The sequence below is a fragment of the Marinobacter sp. LV10R510-11A genome (assembly GCF_900215155.1).
Classification (GTDB): Bacteria; Pseudomonadota; Gammaproteobacteria; order Pseudomonadales; family Oleiphilaceae; genus Marinobacter.
Window position 1 is genome coordinate 1 of record NZ_LT907980.1, and the last position, 19,500, is coordinate 19,500.

Sequence of the window (19,500 nt, forward strand, 5' to 3'; positions counted from 1 at the left end):
GGCAGTATGGGTTGTTGTTGGAAGGGCCCCCAGGGGCCAAGAGGAGTTGCAGGTCGAATGGACCCGTTTCCGAATTATATTGGTATCCAGTGGGTTTTCTTCGCAGAGCAAAAGTTCTATCAACGGCTGATTTCGATCCCGGAGGAATGGCCTAGCCTCATGGAAGTTCCCGCCCTTTACGAGACCTCGTTAGGTGAGTTCGAAGCTCCGCGAGACACCCTTACTCTTGGCCTTGCTCCCGGCGGTGAAATCGTTGTCTGGATCATGAACCAAATCGCAATGAAATAGAAATTGCTCGACTGCAGGCCAATGAAATTGAAGGCGAGGCCTTTCGCTATAAAACCCGCACGAAAGATTATTTGAATGAACATGGCGACTACCTAAAAGAGCACGGCATTCCGCTGGATGGATGGTGATGATTTTCAGAGAAACGTCGTTTTCGGAGCCGAAATCTCCGGCTATGCATCTTGCCAAAAGTTGACTATTGGTAAACTTAAAGTAAACTCTAATGTATAAACTGACTTATAAGAAATCTGCGCTCAAAGTAATGCGAAAGATGCCCAAACCCCAAGCACAAAAGTTGATGCACGAACTAGAAGTTTCGCACAAGATCCGAGTGCCTACGAAGGAGACTTCAAACTCATGAAGGGGCAACCCTACTGGCGCTTAAGGCAAGGTAGCTACCGGGCAATTTGCAGTGTTGACCACGGGGAGTTGGTGGTTTTTGGTACTGAAGGTGGGTTCAAGAGGAGACGTTTATAAATGAGTGCGCAAATCATTGAGCGTGAAGGTAAGCCAGAGTATGCGGTGCTGCCTTATGATGAATATCTGAACCTGTTGACGTTGGCGGAAAGTTCGCAGGATGCATCGGATGCCAGAGAAGCTATGGTTGAGCTCGCCAGCGATGAGGACGAAGTGATACCCGCTAACATTGTTGGCCGTTTGATTAGCGGCGACGATCACCCGCTGAGAGTCTGGCGGGAGTATCGCGAGTTTACGCAAGAAGCTTTGGGCCACGTCGCCGGCGTCGGCAAGTCCTATATCAGCCAGATTGAAGCAGGCAACAAGTCTGGCTCGGCCAAAGTACTGAAGGCGCTGGCGGGGGCTTTGCAGGTGGATATAGACGATTTGTTAGTGGAGTAAATTTTGATCATAGATATCCACCCCAAAATCACATCAAATCATGGACAGGCACAGCCCACCATCCACCCCAAAATCACATCAAATCATGGACAGGCACAGCCCACCAAAAACCCGAGCAGAAATATCAAGGACTTAAGCTTTTACTATGTACCCAACTACTGATTTGCACTGGTCAATACCTCAAAACCGCGAAAAGGCATTAATGCTTGCGCAGCGGGGCGTGTCCGTTTTTGTTTACGACGCTGTTCGGCTTGAAGGGCTCAACTTTACGCTACCCGAAGTGCAAACGTTGATGCAGGGAATAACCGTTGGAGGACATCGGCTCAGTGATCAGCAAATTGCTACTAACCAGGCGGATGCGTGGAAGGAGCTGTTCCGGTTGATCAAAGGGCGGCAGTTTGAGTTAACGCAAGGCTGCGCCTGCAATTTGCACCGTATTGCCGGAAAGGAGGAGACGCTAGAGTGGGGCTGTTTTCGTTCAGGGGGTGTGCTTATCGCCGGAACCGATTATGAGCCGCCCCAGGCAAATCAGCTTGTTGACCTTTATGCGGATATGGTCGACAAGCTCACAAGCTTCGAAGATGTATACGATCAGGCTATTCATCTGTTTCTTACCATGGCTCGCTGTCAGTTTTTTTTCGATGTTAACAAGCGCATGGGGCGATTTATGATGAATGGCCACCTTCTCAACCATGGATACCCAGCTATCAATGTTCCGGCATCGCGCCAGCTTGAGTTTAATGAGCTGCTGCTAGAGTTCTACAGTTCCGGTGACCAAGCAAAAATGAACCGATTTGTGCGTAGTTGCATGGATGAACGGGTTGTTCGGATTATGAAGGAGTAACCCGCCCCTCTGTCAACGTATGCAGCGTCAACTATCTTGTCCGGACCGGCCAAGTTAATTGTCGCGCTATACGCAATAGTCAATGTGTCTAGTAAAGTTATAACAATGTTGACACATAAGCGGTAGTAAAGTAATATTAGTAAGCTCAAATTGCAAAAACATCTTTGTCTATTGAATGAGCATTATTATGAAGACGAGTATTAGAAAAATCGGTAACAGCGCTGGCGCAATATTGCCTGCACCGTTGTTGAAGAAATTGCGCCTCCGTTTAGGCGATGACATTTCCATCAGAGAAGAGGGAATGCGCATTATCATTGAGCCTGCAAAGACTCGACGGAAGTACAAACTTCAAGACCTGGTCGCACAGTGTAGCCCCAACGCACCGTTAGCAAACGACCTCCAAGCTTGGGAAAATGCACCGTTGGCCGGGGAGGAAATGATATGACTTAAACAACTGAAGGAATGATTTATGCCACCAAAACGAACATTTGATCAGGGTGATATTATTTGGGTTTCCCTGAATCCAACCCTCGGAACAGAAATGCAAGGTGATTCACGTCCCTGCCTCGTCCTCTCCCGTAAAGAATTCAATCGTCTCGGCAAAGCCTTGATCGCCCCCATTACTCAAGGCGGGGCTTATGAAAGAGATCTTGGCTTTGCAGTGCCTCTTTCAGGCACCAAAACCCAAGGTGCCGTTATTGTGAGTCAGGCACGGACACTGGATCTTCGGGCACGTAGTGCCAAATTCCAAGAAAAAGCGCCTCCAGAAGTCATCGCCGATGCGATAGCTCGCTTCGCAGCCATTATCGATCCCGACGACTAGACAACCAGGTTATAAGTGATCATGGACAGGCACAGCCCGTCTCGGTGGCCCGTTACCCAGGCCCTGTTCAGCGAGTGTGATGGGCAGCCACCCCAAAATCACTCCCCGTCAGCCCCCCGCCCCTCAATCAACGGCGACCGACCACCCCCTTCCGCATCCATCTGCACACTAATCCTCGGCGCCGCCACATCTATATATCGCTCTTCCATGTTGCGCTTCAGCAGCAGATTGAAAGCCCTCGACACATCCCACTGAAACTCCGGCTTCGTCCGCATGCGCATGCGCAATACTGGGCAGCCTTCCTCAAATGAGTGAATGCCCTGCATTTCCAGAGGCGACCAAATCAGCCACCGCATATCCGGCAATGTACGCAGCTCCTCAGCTGTCTCCATCATCAGAAGAATGGCATCATCAATGGGCAATTCACGGGGAATCCGAATCTTGAGTAGAGCGATACCAAACTGGCGCGACATGTTGTGAATGGAGCTGATTTTGCTGAAAGTGATGTGATGAACAACCCCCTCAAGATCCCTCAGGCGCACGGTGCGCAAGTTGAACCCCTCCACCGTTCCCATGAAAGTGTTGATCTCCACAAAATCGCCGACCGACATGGAGTCTTCAACCACAATAAACAGTCCAGTAATCAAATCCTGAACCAGCGTCTGAGCGCCAAAACCTACAGCCAGGCCGATAATACCTGCACCTGCCAGCAGCGGCGTTACATCGATACCTAAGGTTGACAAGCCGGCCAGCGTGGCAACGATCAAAATCGTTATCAGTAGGGTGTTCCGGGCAATGGGCAGAATGGTCTGGGCTCTTGCCGGGTTGATCCTTTTCTTGCGATCTCCGCCGTGCATCGCCCGGTCCAGGAGCTCATCTGCAAATATCCAAGTCAGGTTGGCAATCAAGCCTGTAAGAGTCACGCCGATTAGGCTGCCCGCCAGGGCGATGCTGATCGGCTGATTATCTCCCAGTCCCAATAGGGACAAATCCCATATCTGCAATATCAATTCAAAAAATACTAGCCACGCGGCTGTCTGTATCAATCGGTAGCCGAATCGCACCAGCCTGCGGCTAAACTTGCTAAGAGCCTGGTGGCTTGGGCGGCTCTCTTGAATGCCAATCAGCCCCTGCAGGGCAAGGGTCAGCGCAAGCAGCAAAGCGCAGATCATGGCCTTGCCCAGGGCAGCGTCGGCCTCTCCGCCATTAACAAACACCGCGGCCACAGATGCACTGATGGCCAATAGCAACGGGATATGCCAAAGCCGGGCCAGCAGCGCGGTCACTTCCCGCCATACGCCTTGGTTCGCCCGCTGTTTGTAGGGTCGGTTGCGAATCAGGTGAGTGACTGGGCGCCGGTTTCGAACAATCAGGAAAAAGCTCAGAAGAGCGGCGACTACGCTAAAGACCAGCGCCAGCGCACTGGCCAGCTCCGGGCCCAGCTGCGAGGTGAGTTCGGTGGTGCCCAGAGCGTCCTCAAGGGCGAAAAGTACCCCGATAATGAACAGGGGCAGCAGCATTCGCCGGCGCAGAATCAAAACGGCAGTCCGGCGGTGGCCGCTGGAAAAAATAGAAATCATCACATCAAACAGTGACGTCAGCGCTCGGGCGCTCAGGGCCGCGTAAGCCAGAATCAGTATGGTGGTTTGCGCACCTTCCGACATGCCAAACGTGGGTAGCCCCGCCAGTAGAGCGGTAAAGGTAATCAGCCAAGGCAAAATCCGCCGTACAAAGTGAGCTACCAACAACCATGGCCCAGGTTGCCGTGGCATTTGCAGTGGCCAGCCCCTCCATGCAAAAAACAGGCGTGCCAAACGAGTGAGGCCATAGACTGCAGCCATCCAAGCGATAAGCCCGGCGGTGGTCTCCGCGAGCACCCGAAACGATGCGCTGGCGAGCAGCTTTCCCGCCGCACTATAGGCATTGCGGAAATGCGTTTTCCACATACCCAGCGGGGTGCCTGCAGCGCTGTCTGCGTTGGCCGTCTCATCAAAGAAAACCGCCAGGGCGCCCAGCAACCCCTCGCCACCGGAAGCCTTTTGTGCCGCTTTTGAGGACTCTGCCTGCAGCCCCTGCTGAATGGACTTGAGTTGTTTTACCAGGGATTCCCGGCTCTCGTCGTCTTGCAGGGCCTGAATGGTTATCTCAAGAGACGCGCCAAGCTCCTCTGGAGAAGCTTCCTCTTTCTCTGACTCCCCGGAAAACCCGGGTATGCCGGGTAGGGATAAGGGCTGGCCTTGGGCAGTGCCAACGGCTGAAAACAGCAAGGCAAAGCCAAAAAGCAGTGCGATTAACCTCAAATCTCAACCTCTTCAAACAAATCCGGCACCTGTGCGTCCCAACCAAACTTCTCGTTGATCCGCTTGCGCATTATGTCACTGGCCAGCGTCTCGCCGTGGGTAACATACACTTTCTCCGGCGCAAGCGCTCCCTGCTCAAGCCACTGCAGCAACTCATTATAGTCACCGTGGGCGGAGAGCGAGCTCATATTGTGGATCTCGGCTTCAACCGGCCAGTAGTCTCCGTGAATTTTCACAGACTCTACGCCTGCCACTAGCCGGTCGCCCCGGGTGCCCGGTGCCTGAAAGCCAGCAAACACCACGCTGTTCCTATGGTTTGGCAGCAGGGTTTTCAAATGGTGCAGAACCCGGCCACCGGTGGCCATGCCACTGGCAGAGACAATCACGCAGGGCGTGCGCACGGAATCCAGTTTGATAGATTCATCCACGGTGCGAACGAATTCGGTATGGCTGTCGATCACTTCGCACTGGCTGGCGCTCAGCTTGTGCTCTTTATGATGCTTACAAAAAATCTCTGTGGCTTTGATGGCCATGGGGCTGTTCAGGTATACCGGCAGCTTGGGAATGCGCCCCTCGTTCATGATCTTGTGAATCACATAAAGCAGCATCTGGGCGCGGCCAACCGCAAAAGCCGGAATCAACACAATGCCGCCACGGCCCGCAGTGCGGGTGATGATGTCTGCCAGTTCGGTTTCCGGATCGGTACCCTCGTGTTCTCTGTCGCCGTAGGTGGATTCACACACCAGCACATCGGCTTTTTTGATGGGCTCCGGTGCGCGCATGATCAAATCATTCTGCCGGCCCACATCACCACTGAACACAACCGTGCGGTCATCGGCCTTATGGTGAACGTGCACGCAGGCAGAGCCCAGAATATGCCCGGCAGGCGTAAAGGTCACTTCAAAGCCTTTCACCGGCTCAAAGGTTTCGTGGTAGTGCAGGGGCTCAAAGTGCTCCAAGGCTTCCCAAGCATCCTTCACGCCGAACAGGGGCTCTGGGTGTTCGTGTTTCGAGAACTTCTTGCGATAAGCGTACCTGGCATCTTCTTCCTGCAGGTGGCCTGCATCCGGAAGCAGCACCTTACACAAATCGTAGGTGCCCTGGGTGCAGTAAATCTTGCCTTTAAAGCCGTTTTTCACCAGCGCTGGCAAGTAGCCGGTGTGGTCTATGTGAGCGTGGGTAAGAACCACCGCATCAATGGTGCTGGGGTCCACAGGAAACTCCGCCCAGTTCCTACGGCGTAACGTTTTAACGCCCTGGTACATGCCGCAATCAACCAATACGCGGTGTTTGTCATCGGATAACAGGTAACGCGAGCCGGTTACCGTGCCAGTGCCGCCGAGGAAGCGAAGTTTCATACACAAAACACCTTTTGAGTGATTGGGTTAGAGGGCGTCAGAGCGCGCCTGAAAAGGATTCACTCAGATTGCCTGAAAGCGGCACCACAAAAAAGGCTAAATGCGGTCTGCCCCTCTTATTTGATACAATGCAGGGATTCACGAAAAGCAGGACGCAAAGCATGCACTACAGCTCAATGCTCCCCGATGTGATCAGAATAGCGGACGAAGCCAGTACCAAAGTGCTTCATATCTACCAATCTGATTTCAAAGTGAGCTACAAGGAAGACGAGTCGCCCATCACAGCGGCGGATGTTGCAAGCCACGACATTATTGTAAAAGGCCTGCGTAACATAAGCCGGGATATTCCGATCCTCTCGGAGGAGGGCGCACAGGCCCCGTGGGAGGAGCGCAAACACTGGCGTCGGTTCTGGCTGGTTGACCCCATTGATGGCACCAAAGAATTTACCCAGCGCACCGGGGAATTCACCGTAAACATCGCGCTGATTGAAGACGGTGAGCCAGTCATGGGCGTTGTCACCGCGCCCGCTTTAAAAGAAGCGTTTTGGGGAATCAAAGGTGAGGGCGCCCACAAGCGTGACCGAGCCGGGCAAGTTCGCCGCGTCCGCGTGGCGCAGCCCCAAGCAACCAAGCGCGTAGTCGCCAGCAAAAACCACCTGAATGACGAAACCCGCGCCTTCATCGAAACCCTAGGTGCGCACAAAACAATTCAAGCCGGCAGCTCTCTTAAATTCTGCCGAATAGCAGAAGGCCATGCAGACATCTACCCGCGCATGGGCCCCACCAGCGAGTGGGATACAGCCGCAGCCCACGCAGTGCTGCTTGCCGCTGGTGGTAATGTGTACGCCTTGGATGGCAAACCCCTGCGATACGGCAAAGAGAATGTGCTAAACCCGTATTTTGTTGCAGCAGGAAACGGGTATGTTCCGCGCCCATGACTTGGTACGCACTTCAACATAAGCCTGCACAAGGCGATCGCGCCGTGGTGAACCTGCAAAATCAGGACGTCACCTGTTTCTACCCGAAAATCCAGATAGAAAAAATCAAAGCCGGAAAACGCACCCAAAAGCTTGAGGCGCTTTTCCATGGCTATATGTTCGTTAAGCTAGAACAAACCGACCCCAACTGGGCAAAACTCCGCTCAACCCGCGGCGTACTTCGGGTTGTAAGCTTTGCCAACAAACCCGCCGGCATCTCAGACGACGTTATCCAGCAGATAAAAGACAGTCTCGATTCCGTCACACAGCAGGGCGGGCTCAAATCTGGCGAGGCGGTTCAACTAGGCGAGGGGCCTTTTGAGGGCATTAATGCCGTTTTTCAGGCATACGATGGAGAAGAGCGGGCCATCGTGCTGATCAACTTCATGCAAAAGCAACAGCGGGTGAAAGTGCCAGTGTCGTCACTAAAATAGCCCCTCGCCCCTTGCGGGAGAGGGGTTGGGGCGGTCCGACGCTTCGGGAGGGGTGCAGTTAACCCACAAATCAGCGCACCCCAATCCTTTAACAATTCTTAACGGCCGTAAGCCTCTAAAAGCCCATGCCACACCTTTTGGCACTTGCTTGTCTCGTATGATGGCGTAAAATCGCCACGCTTCAGACACGGAACATTCACACACTGACAGGTATGCAGTTGGGAGCGTATCTTCTCCTCTTGGCATTTCCCCTGTCATTGCCGGCAAATTATTTCTATGACCTTAAAGCACTGGACCCTGGTCGGTGGGGCGGTAGCGTGCCTGGCCAGCTTTTATACGGCAGCAGCGCCTTGGCTCGAGCCAGGCGACGCACGTGCACGATTTGCCGTGCAGAAGCTTGCAGACCGTGGCCACCTGTCACGGCCGGTCACCAGTTGGCCAATAATGTGGGGCTCCATCACCAATGGCCTGAATGAATCAGATAGCCAGCCCGGCTCAGTTACTGGATTGGCACGTAACTACCTTGAGTTCGAGCGCAGCCAACAAGCGTCGCCTGGTTTTCGTGCCGAGTTTGAAGTGTCTGCCACCAATGAAGTGGCCATGGTTCAAGGGTTTGATCGCGGACCAATGGCCGATGCGGCAGCTAAACTGGATGTGCAATGGCAGGGACAAAACTGGGCGTTCGGCTTAAGCCCGGCCTATGCCCACAACCCCGATGACAACGAAAGCGCCCGCTTTGATGGCTCCTACCTCGCAGCCACCGCCGGCAACTGGGTGTTTGGTGCCGGGGCTGTCGATCGCTGGTGGGGGCCTGGCTGGCAATCCAGCCTTATCCTGTCTAACAACGCCCGGCCAATGCCCTCCGTATGGCTGAACCGCAAAGACGCTTCTGCGCCTGAAAGCCGCTGGCTCAGCTGGATTGGGCCCTGGCAATTCACCCTGCTTGCCGGGCAGTACGAAAAAGAACGCAAAGTGCCCGAAGCCAAGCTGATTGGTATGCGCCTGAATGTTCGCCCATTCGACGGGCTGGAACTGGGCTTCTCCCGCGCCATTATGTTCGGTGGCGAAGGCCGGCCTGAAGGTGGCTCCACCATCTGGAACGCGTTGATTGGAAAAGACAACGGCCAACTGGAAGGAAACGACCCAGGCAACCAGCTTGCCAGCATAGATGCCCGTTACGGCTTCGCAATCGGAAATCAATCCATGGGCGTGTACGCTCAGATGATGGGCGAAGACGAAGCAGGAGCATTCCCCGCCCGCAAGTCCTGGCTCTTGGGCACCGACTGGACAAGCCAGCTGTTCAGCGGCGAACAGCAATGGTTTATTGAGTACGCCAACACCTTGGCTGATGATTTTATGGGGACTGCCATGCCTGGCATCACCTACGATCACTCCCGTTATAAGAGCGGCTACCGTTATTACGGTCGCACCATGGGTGCCAGTTTTAGTGGCGATGCAGAGGCTATTACGCTCGGCGGTTTTCATTTTTTCGATGACGGCCGAAACCTTTCTGCCAGCTTAAGTGTTGTTGAGTTCAACAAAGATGGCGCAAGAAGAACGCCCGTTATTGATGAGAAAATCAAACTGATGGTGCCTGCCGAAAGCTCTAAACAAGTTATTGGCAAAGTTGCCTACGGCACGCAATTGTTAAATGGCTGGCTGGATTTAAGTGTTCAGTTTGCGGATAAAAAGCTAGAGCTGGTTAACCTGGCGGAAAACCAATCCGGCCAGTGGTCTGTTGGTGCCAGCTGGCGTTATCGATTTTAGTGAGTGGCCGGCCCTGCCACCCTCAAATTTTCTTTAAAACTCTTCCCGGATACGCGTTGTGAACCCAAAAAGTCTTCTTTTCACCTTGCTTCTAGCAGTGCCCTTATCTGTTTCTGCACAATCCCCGACGTCAGCACAGATTGATCAGTTTAAATCATTGCCAAAAGCACAGCAGGAAGCGCTGGCACGGCAGTACGGCGTGGATCTGAACCAGGTTCAGGGCAGCTCCGGCAACAGTGAGCCGAAGGCTAACCGCGCCATTTCCGTGGTTGAGCCGCTGGAAAACGGCAATACTGAAAATCAAAACGAAGACGAGAATAAGCCAACAGAAGAAGAGCAGGCGTTCGCCAAAAAGAACAACGGCCTGCAACCGTTTGGTTATGACCTGTTTGAAGGCAAGCCCAGCACCTTTGCCCCTGTTACCGAAGTGCCCGTACCAATGAATTACACATTAGGGCCTGGCGACCAAATCAGAATTCAGCTGTGGGGTAACGAAAACCGCCAGTTCGCGCTTACCGTCTCCCGCAATGGCACCATCGACATGCCCGAACGCGGCCCCATCACCGTGGCGGGGCTGAGTTTTCAGCAGGCCCGTGACAAAATCAGCAAACTGGTGGCTGAACAGTACATTGGCGTAAAAGCCGCCGTGTCGCTGGGGGAACTGCGCAGCATGCGCGTGTTCGTACTGGGTGAAACCCGCACGCCGGGCTCTTACAGCGTCAGCTCGCTATCCACCATTACCAACGCCCTGTACGTGTCTGGCGGCATTCGCCACACCGGTTCCCTGCGTAACATTCAGCTAAAACGTAATGGCAAAGTGGTCCACACCCTGGACCTTTACGACTTGCTGCTGAAAGGCGACACCAGCGGCGATGCCCGCCTGCAAGCGGGCGACGCCATCTTCATCCCGGCCGTTGGCCCTCGCGTGGGTATAGACGGCGAAGTATACCGCCCTGCGCTGTATGAAATTGATGGTGCCACCAGCTTGCAAGAGCTGGTTAACCTGGCCGGAGGCATGACCGCCCAGGCCTACCCACAAATCACCCGCATAGAGCGCACGAACCAGGAATTCTTAAGAATAATCGCCGAAGCCGACCTGACCAGTGCCGCAGGTAAACAGGCGCGCGTAAAAGCCGGTGACCTGGTGTCCATTGCGTCGATTGCCGATGTGACCGGCCAGTATATTGAAATCACCGGCGCCGCCACGCGCACCGGAAAGTTTGCCTGGGTTCCGGGCATGCGCGTGAGTTCGGTGATACGTAAGTTGGATGTCGATTTGCTGCCAATGGCGGATACCAGCTTCGCTGCGATTGTCAGAACGAATCCGGAAACCCGGCAAATTTCAGTGCTGAGCCTGGAACTGAAAAACGCAGTAAACCGCCCTGGTAGCGCTGCTGACCTAGTTCTTCAAGAAAAAGACCAAGTGCTGGTGTTTGCCGATAATGGCAAAGCTGACCCAGGGCAGAACAGTGCTGCGAATGCCCAAGGTTACAGCCGTGAGGCACTGTTCGAACCCATCGTAAAGCGCCTGAAAACACAGGCGACCCCGCTGGCCCCCCAGCAAACCATGACCATCAGTGGTCCCGTGCGCTACCCCGGTGAATACCCGTTACCCGCCACGGGCAAAGTGAAAGACGCCATCGTAATGGCAGGTGGTTTAAACGACTCCGCGCTAATGTTGGAAGCGGAGCTGGCCCGCCGCACGCTCGATGAAAATGGCGTAGAGCGAACCCGCATCCAGACCATTGACCTGGCCAATGCGATGAATGATCAGGCGGACATATACCTGCAAAGCCGTGACCGGCTGATGGTCAAATCCATACCGTTATTCGGAGCCACACGCACCGTCACGCTGAAGGGCGAGGTTCTTTACCCGGGTGAATACACCTTCAGCGACGGTGAAACCTTGGTTGATATACTCCAGCGCGCCGGCGGCCTTACCAATAACGCTTTCCCCCGTGGAGTGGTATTCACCCGTGAGAAATTGCGAGTACTGGAAGCTCAGCGCCTACGCGAAGCGGAACAGCGCCTGCAAGGGGATTTACTGGGTGTGCAACTGGAAGGCGATAGTTTTGGCGGCCAGAACGCCCAGCGCGTAGACCAGGTAAAAGGCCTGCTGGACGATGTACAAAGCAGCCGCCCTGTGGGCCGCATGGTCATCGACCTGCAAGCCGTATTGAACGACAGCGATTACCAGTCCATCCGCTTACAAGACGGCGACACCCTGACCGTACCGATCATTCCCCAGGCCGTCAGCGTATTCGGCGAAGTGCAATTTCCCACCAGCCACCTGCACGTAGCAGGTCTAACGGTGGACGATTATCTGGACCGTTCGGGCGGCCCAACCCGCCAAGCGGATGAAAACCGCGTGTACGTGGTGAAAGCCGACGGCTCCGTGATGCTACCTGAGAAAAGCGCTTGGTTTGGTGGCCGTAGCCAGCAATTGCAGCCCGGTGATACCGTGATTATGCCCATCGATGTTGATCGTCTGAATCAGCTGGAGCTATGGACTAATGTTAGCCAGATTGTTTACCAGATGGCCTTGGGTGCAGCTGCAGTGGGGAATCTGTAATGAGCCAAAATCCCAACGTTGAGCAAGCGCCGCAATACGCCGACGACGAAATAGATCTCCGCGAACTCTTCGTCACCCTCTGGCGCGGCAAGTGGATCATCATCCTTTTTACCATTGTCTTTGCTGCCGCTGGCGTGTTCTATGCGCTCAGCAAGCCCAACATCTACCAATCTAGCGTGCTCCTGGCGCCGGTTCAGAGCGAAGGTGGTGCTGGCATCAGCGGCCAGCTCGGGGGCCTGGCTAGCCTGGCGGGCATCAGTCTGGGTGGTGGCGGCTCGAACCAGACTGTTATAGCCAAGGAAGTTCTGCAATCCCGCGCTTTTCTGACCGACTTCATCCATCGTCACAACTTCATCATCCCCCTTATGGCCATCGAAGCCTGGGATATAGAAAATGAAAAATGGTTGATCAACCGGGAGGTCTATAACCCCGAGACCGGTGAATGGCTCACCGATGACGAAGGCGAAAGCTTGGAGCCAACAGACTGGGACATGGTAAAACAGTTCAAAGAAAGCCACCTGAGCCTGTCCACCAACGAAGATATTGGTATGGTCACCCTGAACATTAAAAGCCAGGCCCCCTCCAGTGGCCAAGGAATGGGCTGAAAATCTGGTACACGACATCAACGAACACATGCGCCAGCAAGACGTACAGGAAGCCGAAGCCCGCATCGCCTACCTGGAAGGAAAGCTCAACGAAACTAACATCGCCGGGATGCAACAGGTTTTCTATCAGCTTATAGAAAGCGAAACCCGCACGGTAATGCTAGCCAACGCCCAATCCGAATACATATTTAAAACCGTAGACCCGGCCGTGGTGCCTCAGGAAAAAAGCGGGCCAAAACGAGCTTTGATTGCGGTGATAGCCACCATGCTGGGTGGCATGCTCGGAGTATTCGTCGTGTTCATAATGGCTTTTGTGCGAAATGGAGCCACTCAGACAGAATCGGCAACGCATGGATCGTCAGTGGAAGAACAATGACGGATAAAAGATAGATAACTGATAAGGAGCCCTTATCGGTTTTGAAAAATCTTTAATAATCAGATGGTTAACTTTTCATATTTCCAATTTCAGAAAAGCTATTTCCAAACAATCGCAGGTATTATCGGGTGAGACGTGTTTCCAGCTCTGGAAACAGAATCCAGTCGCATTCCACCGTTGGAAACATACTTTCCAGCTGTTCTCACCGATTGCGACCTAAAAGCCATTTCCAGCGTTAGAAAGTCTTTTTCCAAATTCAGAGATTGAGTAGGTAGCGAGCGGTCGTGCGTCACTCTCATTCGAAGCCATACTGGGCAACGAGAAGCGCGACGTACCTTTTCATTGGCCATAAAAAGTATAAACCGTCGTGGGCTATTCCGCACATGCTGGCCAACAGGGGCTGGTAAACTTTATGAAAGGCACGAAGCACCGACCAAAAGACATTCGCCTGGTGTATGACGAAGAACATGCCAAACAGATCCTGAAAACTAATTAGATAACCTCCTCTAATCGACGATTGCTGCGACACCACTAGGCCAAAACCTTGCCGAGCTCTAAGGACCAATTCTTTTCCGCAGATCACCTCAAAGCAGGCCTCAAAAAACGAGCGGTAAAAAGTGCAGGTATTACCATGGCGGCCCAGGGTGTCAAATTAGCTCTACAGCTAGGCTCTCTGGCGATACTGGCGAGGCTGTTGGAGCCTGCCGATTTTGGTTTAGTAGCGATGGTCACCGTGTTTACCAGCCTTGCGCTGCAGATGATGGAAGGTGGTTTGTCCATGGCCACCATCCAGCGAGACCAGATTACTCACGCCCAGGTATCCAACCTGTTCTGGGTAAACGGCGCACTGGGAACAGGCCTGTGCCTGCTCGGTATTCTGATCTCGCCACTGGTTGCCAGAATCTACGACGAACCGCGTCTCACGCTGGTAATGGCGGCAATGAGCCTCACGTTCCTGATTGGTGGGTTTTCAGTACAACACGACGCTTTGTTACGCAGACAGATGCGATTCAAAGCGATCTCTGTAATCGACATCCTATCTATGGCCGCCGGCATTATTGCAGGCATCACTGCCGCACTGGCCGGCCTGCAATACTGGGCGCTAGTGATCAGCCCTATCACAATGTTTTCGACCAAAACCATTATGCGGTGGTTGAGCGCACGTTGGGTGCCGTCAACGATGAGCCGTGGCTCGGGGGTTCGGCCACTTTTGGGGTTTGGTGCGAACTTAACTGGGGCGAACTTCATAGGGTACATGGCAACCAATCTAACGCATTTTGCTGTGGGTTACATTGGTGGGGCCCAGTCATTGGGGCTGTTCAACCGCGCCAACATGCTGACATCTATACCCTCGTCACAACTGCTGCCACCGATTATCAATGTACTTCAGCCCACTGTCGCAAGAATAGCGGAGAGCCCAGAGAAGTTGAAGAAAATCATGAGTTCTTTGATGGGTAAATTAGCGCTGGTATCGACATTAATAACAATAACAATGGCAGTCTTTGCCGACTGGATAGTTGTCGTTTTCTTGGGGTCAGAATGGAACGACGCAATTCCACTCTTCCGATTTCTAGCTGTTTACTCATTTGTTCAGCCGCTAGCTAGTTTGATTGCTGTAGCTCTAGTAGCTGCCGGTGAGGCAAGAGCTATGATCGTATCGAAGTTTCATAGCCTGGCCATCACGGCAGCCTCATTGGTTGTGGGTAGTAATTGGGGTGTTTACGGTATCGTATTAGCGTTTTCCTTATCGGGACTACTAATCCGGCTACCGGTCTTTCTTTATTATGCGAGCCGGTTCCTCCCCTTAACTTTTGTAGAACTTAGTAAACCCATTTTCCCAGCTTTGACATGTGGAATTTTAACGATGATTATAATTATTTGGCTAAAAGGATTTGTGGAGATTGTTAATCCATTGAGCGGTCTGCTTATGTTTGTACCTCTATGTGTACTTGTTTACTTTTTTATATGTTTAGCTATAAAGCCTCTACGATTGAATTTATTTGAGTTGATGGCAAGCCTTCGTTTTTTAGTTAGCAGAAAATTCTAACAGAATTGAAAAAAAGGAGAGACAGTGAAGTTCTTAAAAATCTTTATATCCAGAATTTTAGGGCGTACAAAACCATTTGTGCTTGAATGGATGTCTGGTGTTAAGAGTTTTAATCTTCACGCGAAGTATTCATTTAGTGAGCGCAAGCCTGATTGCGACTCGGAGCAGTTGAGATACTATCTAATCAAGCACTGTCATATCGTCGAAAAAGGGATGGCTTTGCCGAACACAAGAGACGGCTTCGGTCAGCCAAAAATAGTAGACCTCATTAAAAGAACAAAAACGTATGAGTCGTTTGGTGGCGATGATGTCGGCCAGATAGTTCGCGACACTCTCAGGCAATACCGCAAATTTCATCAAGGAAAGGAAAGTCTATTCGAATATGGCTTTATCGACGAAATGGAAGCCTTTATAGATTCATCCGTTCCCGCAAGCAAAGGTGGTTTGAAATTACTCAAAAAGCGTCAGTGGGATGATTGGTCAATCAATCAGTACGACGATTTCGTTTCTTTCCGGCATAGTGTCAGAGACTTCGCCAACAAGCCAGTTGATCCAGCGCTACTAAAGTCTGCCATTGAAACAAGCCTGAAAACACCCTCCGTTTGTAACCGGCAAGGGTGGTTTGTCCACTATTATGATAATAAGAGCAAAATAGCAGAGCTACTGTCATATCAGAATGGTAACGCAGGTTTTACTGACTGTATCGATAAGTTACTCATAGTTACCGGAAATCTGAAAGCATTCACTCGCTATGAACACAATCAGTTGTTTGTGGATGGTGGCCTCATATCGATGAATCTAATGTTGGCTATTCATTCGTCGGGTTTAGGTTCTTGTCCGTTGAACACATGCATGCCTTACTCTAAAGAAAAGAAACTCAAGACGGCAGCTGCTATATCCGATAATGAACGATTGATTATGATGATCGCCGTGGGCAGTCTAAAAGAAGAGTTTTCGGTGGCGCACTCAGAGAAATATCAATTAGATCGGGTTTTGGTAAGTCATTAGACTTGTAGAGCGCACGGGCAGTGCAAGCCTTGCCTGGCAAATGGGCATCGCCCCCCAGATCTCAAAGCTATAGACTTCAGGATTAAAGACCCATCTCAACCCGCTAATCGTTACAGTACATACGCAAAAGGGACATCCGGCGAAAAGGTCGTACCAACTAACCAGTTGTTCGGGGCAGACTGGGGCGCGGGCGCCTTCAAGTACAAAGCCTGTGACTTCTGTGACGACGTGTTTGCTGAAACAGCAGATGTGGTTCTGGGCGATGCCTGGCTACCTGAGTATGTCCAAGACAGCGACGGCACGAACGTAGTTGTAACTAGAAGTGACGACCTTCAGCGGCTGATTATAAATGCACGCAGTGAAGGGCGACTAAAGCTGGACGATCTAAGCGTGGAAAAGGCTGCGCAGTCGCAGGATGCAGGACTGCGACATAGGAAAGTAAGTATTTCCTATCGGTTATTCCTAGAGCGCAACAAAGGCGTCTGGGTGCCAGCTAAGCGAACCTCTCCTGAAAAAGCTCTGAAACCCCGCTATGAGCGAAAAAAACAACGACTTAGAGTCAAGCTTAGGGGTCTATCGCACACTGCTTTTATTGCTGCAACAGAAAAGAATAACCTCAATATATATTTGGGTACTATGCGCCCGCTTTACATAAAATATCAAAAGTCAAACAGTTCTTGGGTGAAAAGGATGCTGTCGTTTTGCAAACGCGCCGTGAAAAAGGTCTTACAAAGTTTACCAAGGTCTCATTATTGATGAGGGTGTCAATTTTAACCCAGCCTCTTGGGCACAACTACGGTGGTCTACTACAAGCCTACGCTTTGCAAGTATATTTAAAGCGCATTGGTTGTGATGTTGAAACATTAGATCGCCGGGCTCCAGTGGAACAAGCGACAGTTGCAAAAGGCTATATTGTTAATTTAGTCAGGTTCTTGCTTGGCCGAATAAAGTCTATTCCAACCAATCGTAAACAATCATTCGTTCTACAGAATTTGGCTGATTTTCGGGATAAGAATTTGGTCTTATCTAAGCGAATAACCAGCGAAATACAGCTGCGAGATTATTTTTTTCGGAATAAATTCGAAGCGGTTATCGTTGGTAGTGATCAGGTCTGGCGCCCTATGTATTCACCAAGTATTCTTAATTTCTATCTGGATTTTTTAAATGATATCGACAGTAAACCCATCCGCGTAGCCTATGCGGCCTCTTTCGGCGTCAGTGAATGGGAATACCCAGAGGATGTTACGGAAAAATGTAGGCCACTGATTAAAAAATTTGATGCGGTATCTGTGAGAGAGAAATCAGCCGTTGATCTTTGCAAATCAAAGTTGGGAATCACGTCCGATTGGGTAGTAGACCCAACGCTGTTGTTAGATCCACGTGATTACGAAGAGCTTATTGATCAAGAGGCTGAAAGTCCGCACAAATCGCTCGTCCTGTCATACATTCTCGACGCGAGCAAAGATAAGCAGCAGATTGCTACTGCGGTAGCGGGAATCCTTCAGACAGATTTTTTTTATATAAAGCCTGAAAAATCCATCTCTGAGGTGCGTTCAAACGACCTTGGCCAGTGCGTTTTTCCTAGGGTAGAAACCTGGCTTCGAAGTTTCAGAGAAGCAAGCTTTGTTGTCACTGATTCGTTTCACGGATCTGTTTTTGCGATTTTGTTTAACCGGCCGTTTGTAGCAGTGGGCAACTCGAAACGTGGTATGGCGAGGTTCGAGTCTCTTTTATCGATGTTTGAGCTGGAGCATAGGTTGGTAGAATCAGAGGAAGATATTACTCCAGATTTGATTAACAAGGCGATTGATTGGGATAAAGTGAATGGGCTTCGTGAGAGATTCGCTCGTAAAGGTAAGCTATTCCTGAAGAACCATCTATTCAGCGAGAAGGTTAATGGTTAACTCTCCAGACGTGTCGGTTATCGTACCTGTTTTCAATGGCGGGGATGGTCTTGAGTTTTCCTTACGTTCTCTGCTCAAGCAGACGCTTAAAAAACTGGAAATTATTGTTGTAAACGATGCTTCTACCGATAATTCTGAGGCGGTTATCAATCACCTCGCAAGTGAGAACGGCAATATCGTTGCAATACATCTTCCAGAAAACCAAGGTGTGCACGAAGCACGCTTGGCAGGTATTAAGAAAGCCGCGGCTCCTTGGATTGGTTTTCTTGACGCGGACGATTTTGCCCGCCCAAACATGTTTGAGGTAATGCTCGGGGCCGGCAAACAAGAGAATGTAGATATAGTGGTTTGCGGTTCGTACAGGGTGACGCCAGAGCGTAAACCTATTAAACCAAAGCTCCGTTTTAAGCGCAGTAAAAAAGTGGACTCGGACGTCTTTGAAAAGTTCTGCCGATTTGAGTTTGGCACGGGAATGCTTTGGAATAAGCTCTATCGCAGAGAGGTGCTCACTCCCTATGGAGATATGCATTTTCCTTGGCGTCAGAATATTAATGAAGATCTTCTACTTAATATAGGGTGTTTTTATAAAGCAGAGTCGGTTTTCGTGAGTGATGAAGTTCTGCACGAATATGTTCTCAACGAATCAAGCATTACGTCGACTATAAATAATGCCAAAGCCTATGTCGATACCTATAGAGCTTACGCGTTGGCTGTCAGCTTTTTTTCTGAACTTGGTAGCGATGTGATGAGAAATATAATTGAGATGTATCGTACTCAGCTTACATGGGGAGGCTATTTAGTTGATGATGTGACTAAGCTTATGGGTCACCAGAAGGATCTTAACGAAGCCGCTGATTTAATTTATCGTTCTTTCCCAGCTGCACTAGTTCTTATATCAGCTCGGCAGCGTCCGACACGAGTTGGAGCAAGACTAGCTATAAGTTCACTGATGAATCGATGTCTTACTTTGCATGGATTCTGAATTCAGATAATAACCGCAGCACTTTTTTGTAACCGGGTAGCGCAAGAAGAGCAGTTGTCCCTATTTGCTTTATTGACCAAGGTGAAGCTACGATGAGATCTCAGCAATTGACTCAGGTGAAACGATATCAAGTATGCGCCCTGTTTTTTCTAGCGCGGAGAAGCCAAAGTCAGATAGCCGACACTATACGCTGCATAGCGCAGGCGAGCTCAAAAAAGTGATGCCATATTTACTGCTTGAGCTCAGGTCTCAAGTCGCTGATCCAACGCAAGCGGGCGGCTTTGCCACCATGAAATCATTTTCGGTCAATGGATATGTGATAAAGACGCTGCAATCATTAACTATTAAGATAAAGAGAGT

Annotated in this window: 19 protein-coding genes; 17 read left to right on the forward strand and 2 right to left on the reverse strand. The window is 51.2% G+C overall.

The window, feature by feature from the left end:
* Positions 1 to 57 precede the first annotated feature (57 nt).
* The 5 genes from CPH80_RS00005 to CPH80_RS00030 all read left to right on the forward strand — a co-directional run bounded on the left by CPH80_RS00005 (position 58) and on the right by CPH80_RS00030 (position 2,810).
* On the forward strand, positions 58 to 288 hold the full coding sequence (locus CPH80_RS00005) for a DUF2931 family protein (RefSeq protein WP_157746811.1): 231 nt from the start codon (positions 58 to 60) through the stop codon (positions 286 to 288).
* A gap of 474 nt (positions 289 to 762) precedes the next feature.
* Complete coding sequence (locus CPH80_RS00015; protein ID WP_096275053.1) at positions 763 to 1,143, forward strand: helix-turn-helix domain-containing protein; 381 nt, start codon at positions 763 to 765, stop codon at positions 1,141 to 1,143.
* A gap of 145 nt (positions 1,144 to 1,288) precedes the next feature.
* Positions 1,289 to 1,987 (forward strand): Fic family protein, encoded by a 699-nt coding sequence (locus tag CPH80_RS00020; protein WP_096275054.1) that lies wholly within the window; start codon positions 1,289 to 1,291, stop codon positions 1,985 to 1,987.
* A 187-nt stretch (positions 1,988 to 2,174) separates the two neighbouring features.
* On the forward strand, positions 2,175 to 2,432 hold the full coding sequence (locus CPH80_RS00025) for an AbrB/MazE/SpoVT family DNA-binding domain-containing protein (protein ID WP_096275055.1): 258 nt from the start codon (positions 2,175 to 2,177) through the stop codon (positions 2,430 to 2,432).
* 24 nt (positions 2,433 to 2,456) lie between these two features.
* Positions 2,457 to 2,810 (forward strand): type II toxin-antitoxin system PemK/MazF family toxin, encoded by a 354-nt coding sequence (locus tag CPH80_RS00030; protein WP_096275056.1) that lies wholly within the window; start codon positions 2,457 to 2,459, stop codon positions 2,808 to 2,810.
* 98 nt (positions 2,811 to 2,908) lie between these two features.
* On the opposite strand, the gene CPH80_RS00035 is transcribed toward CPH80_RS00030, so the two are convergent.
* Both CPH80_RS00035 and CPH80_RS00040 read right to left on the reverse strand, forming a co-directional pair.
* Positions 2,909 to 5,110 (reverse strand): mechanosensitive ion channel family protein, encoded by a 2,202-nt coding sequence (locus CPH80_RS00035; protein WP_096275057.1) that lies wholly within the window; start codon positions 5,108 to 5,110, stop codon positions 2,909 to 2,911.
* Entirely contained in the window at positions 5,107 to 6,468 is a 1,362-nt protein-coding gene (locus CPH80_RS00040) for an MBL fold metallo-hydrolase (RefSeq protein WP_096275058.1), read from the reverse strand. Before CPH80_RS00040 ends, CPH80_RS00035 begins: the two co-directional genes overlap by 4 nt.
* A gap of 161 nt (positions 6,469 to 6,629) precedes the next feature.
* Between CPH80_RS00040 and cysQ the strand changes: the two genes are divergently transcribed.
* From cysQ to CPH80_RS00090, 12 genes are all read left to right on the forward strand, one after another.
* Positions 6,630 to 7,406 (forward strand): 3'(2'),5'-bisphosphate nucleotidase CysQ, encoded by a 777-nt coding sequence (cysQ, locus tag CPH80_RS00045; protein WP_096275059.1) that lies wholly within the window; start codon positions 6,630 to 6,632, stop codon positions 7,404 to 7,406.
* On the forward strand, positions 7,403 to 7,879 hold the full coding sequence (gene rfaH / locus CPH80_RS00050; RefSeq protein WP_096275060.1) for a transcription/translation regulatory transformer protein RfaH: 477 nt from the start codon (positions 7,403 to 7,405) through the stop codon (positions 7,877 to 7,879). The genes cysQ and rfaH overlap by 4 nt, the downstream gene beginning before the upstream one ends.
* A 276-nt stretch (positions 7,880 to 8,155) precedes the next feature.
* A complete protein-coding gene (locus CPH80_RS00055; RefSeq protein ID WP_096275061.1) occupies positions 8,156 to 9,646 on the forward strand; it encodes a capsule assembly Wzi family protein in 1,491 nt (496 codons plus the stop codon).
* Between the two features lie 58 nt (positions 9,647 to 9,704).
* Positions 9,705 to 12,218: an SLBB domain-containing protein gene (locus CPH80_RS00060; protein ID WP_096275062.1), complete on the forward strand. Its 2,514-nt coding sequence runs from the start codon at positions 9,705 to 9,707 to the stop codon at positions 12,216 to 12,218.
* On the forward strand, positions 12,218 to 12,823 hold the full coding sequence (locus tag CPH80_RS23090; RefSeq protein ID WP_227520292.1) for a Wzz/FepE/Etk N-terminal domain-containing protein: 606 nt from the start codon (positions 12,218 to 12,220) through the stop codon (positions 12,821 to 12,823). Before CPH80_RS00060 ends, CPH80_RS23090 begins: the two co-directional genes overlap by 1 nt.
* On the forward strand, positions 12,804 to 13,199 hold the full coding sequence (locus CPH80_RS23095; RefSeq protein ID WP_227520293.1) for a GNVR domain-containing protein: 396 nt from the start codon (positions 12,804 to 12,806) through the stop codon (positions 13,197 to 13,199). The genes CPH80_RS23090 and CPH80_RS23095 overlap by 20 nt, the downstream gene beginning before the upstream one ends.
* Before the next feature lie 367 nt (positions 13,200 to 13,566).
* Positions 13,567 to 13,695 carry an MBL fold metallo-hydrolase RNA specificity domain-containing protein gene (locus CPH80_RS23215; protein WP_413772249.1) on the forward strand — a complete coding sequence of 43 codons (129 nt, stop codon included), beginning with the start codon at positions 13,567 to 13,569 and terminating at the stop codon, positions 13,693 to 13,695.
* A gap of 48 nt (positions 13,696 to 13,743) precedes the next feature.
* Positions 13,744 to 15,246 carry a lipopolysaccharide biosynthesis protein gene (locus CPH80_RS00070; RefSeq protein ID WP_096275063.1) on the forward strand — a complete coding sequence of 501 codons (1,503 nt, stop codon included), beginning with the start codon at positions 13,744 to 13,746 and terminating at the stop codon, positions 15,244 to 15,246.
* 24 nt (positions 15,247 to 15,270) lie between these two features.
* Positions 15,271 to 16,254, forward strand: coding sequence for a nitroreductase family protein (locus tag CPH80_RS00075; protein WP_096275064.1), 984 nt, complete (start codon positions 15,271 to 15,273; stop codon positions 16,252 to 16,254).
* 33 nt (positions 16,255 to 16,287) lie between these two features.
* Complete coding sequence (locus CPH80_RS00080; protein WP_096275065.1) at positions 16,288 to 17,010, forward strand: Coenzyme F420 hydrogenase/dehydrogenase, beta subunit C-terminal domain; 723 nt, start codon at positions 16,288 to 16,290, stop codon at positions 17,008 to 17,010.
* Complete coding sequence (locus CPH80_RS00085; RefSeq protein WP_157746813.1) at positions 16,956 to 18,158, forward strand: polysaccharide pyruvyl transferase family protein; 1,203 nt, start codon at positions 16,956 to 16,958, stop codon at positions 18,156 to 18,158. Before CPH80_RS00080 ends, CPH80_RS00085 begins: the two co-directional genes overlap by 55 nt.
* The gene (locus CPH80_RS00090; protein WP_096275067.1) at positions 18,151 to 19,140 is read left to right on the forward strand and encodes a glycosyltransferase family 2 protein; all 990 of its coding nucleotides are present in this window, start codon (positions 18,151 to 18,153) and stop codon (positions 19,138 to 19,140) included. The genes CPH80_RS00085 and CPH80_RS00090 overlap by 8 nt, the downstream gene beginning before the upstream one ends.
* Positions 19,141 to 19,500: the final 360 nt, after the last annotated feature.

Coding starts and splice junctions, on each gene's coding strand:
- CPH80_RS00005 (WP_157746811.1), top strand. CDS start 58: ATGGACCCGTTTCCGAATTATATTGGTATCCAGTGGGTTTTCTTCGCA.
- CPH80_RS00015 (WP_096275053.1), top strand. CDS start 763: ATGAGTGCGCAAATCATTGAGCGTGAAGGTAAGCCAGAGTATGCGGTG.
- CPH80_RS00020 (WP_096275054.1), top strand. CDS start 1,289: ATGTACCCAACTACTGATTTGCACTGGTCAATACCTCAAAACCGCGAA.
- CPH80_RS00025 (WP_096275055.1), top strand. CDS start 2,175: ATGAAGACGAGTATTAGAAAAATCGGTAACAGCGCTGGCGCAATATTG.
- CPH80_RS00030 (WP_096275056.1), top strand. CDS start 2,457: ATGCCACCAAAACGAACATTTGATCAGGGTGATATTATTTGGGTTTCC.
- CPH80_RS00040 (WP_096275058.1), bottom strand. CDS start 6,468: ATGAAACTTCGCTTCCTCGGCGGCACTGGCACGGTAACCGGCTCGCGT.
- cysQ (WP_096275059.1), top strand. CDS start 6,630: ATGCACTACAGCTCAATGCTCCCCGATGTGATCAGAATAGCGGACGAA.
- rfaH (WP_096275060.1), top strand. CDS start 7,403: ATGACTTGGTACGCACTTCAACATAAGCCTGCACAAGGCGATCGCGCC.
- CPH80_RS00055 (WP_096275061.1), top strand. CDS start 8,156: ATGACCTTAAAGCACTGGACCCTGGTCGGTGGGGCGGTAGCGTGCCTG.
- CPH80_RS23090 (WP_227520292.1), top strand. CDS start 12,218: ATGAGCCAAAATCCCAACGTTGAGCAAGCGCCGCAATACGCCGACGAC.
- CPH80_RS00090 (WP_096275067.1), top strand. CDS start 18,151: ATGGTTAACTCTCCAGACGTGTCGGTTATCGTACCTGTTTTCAATGGC.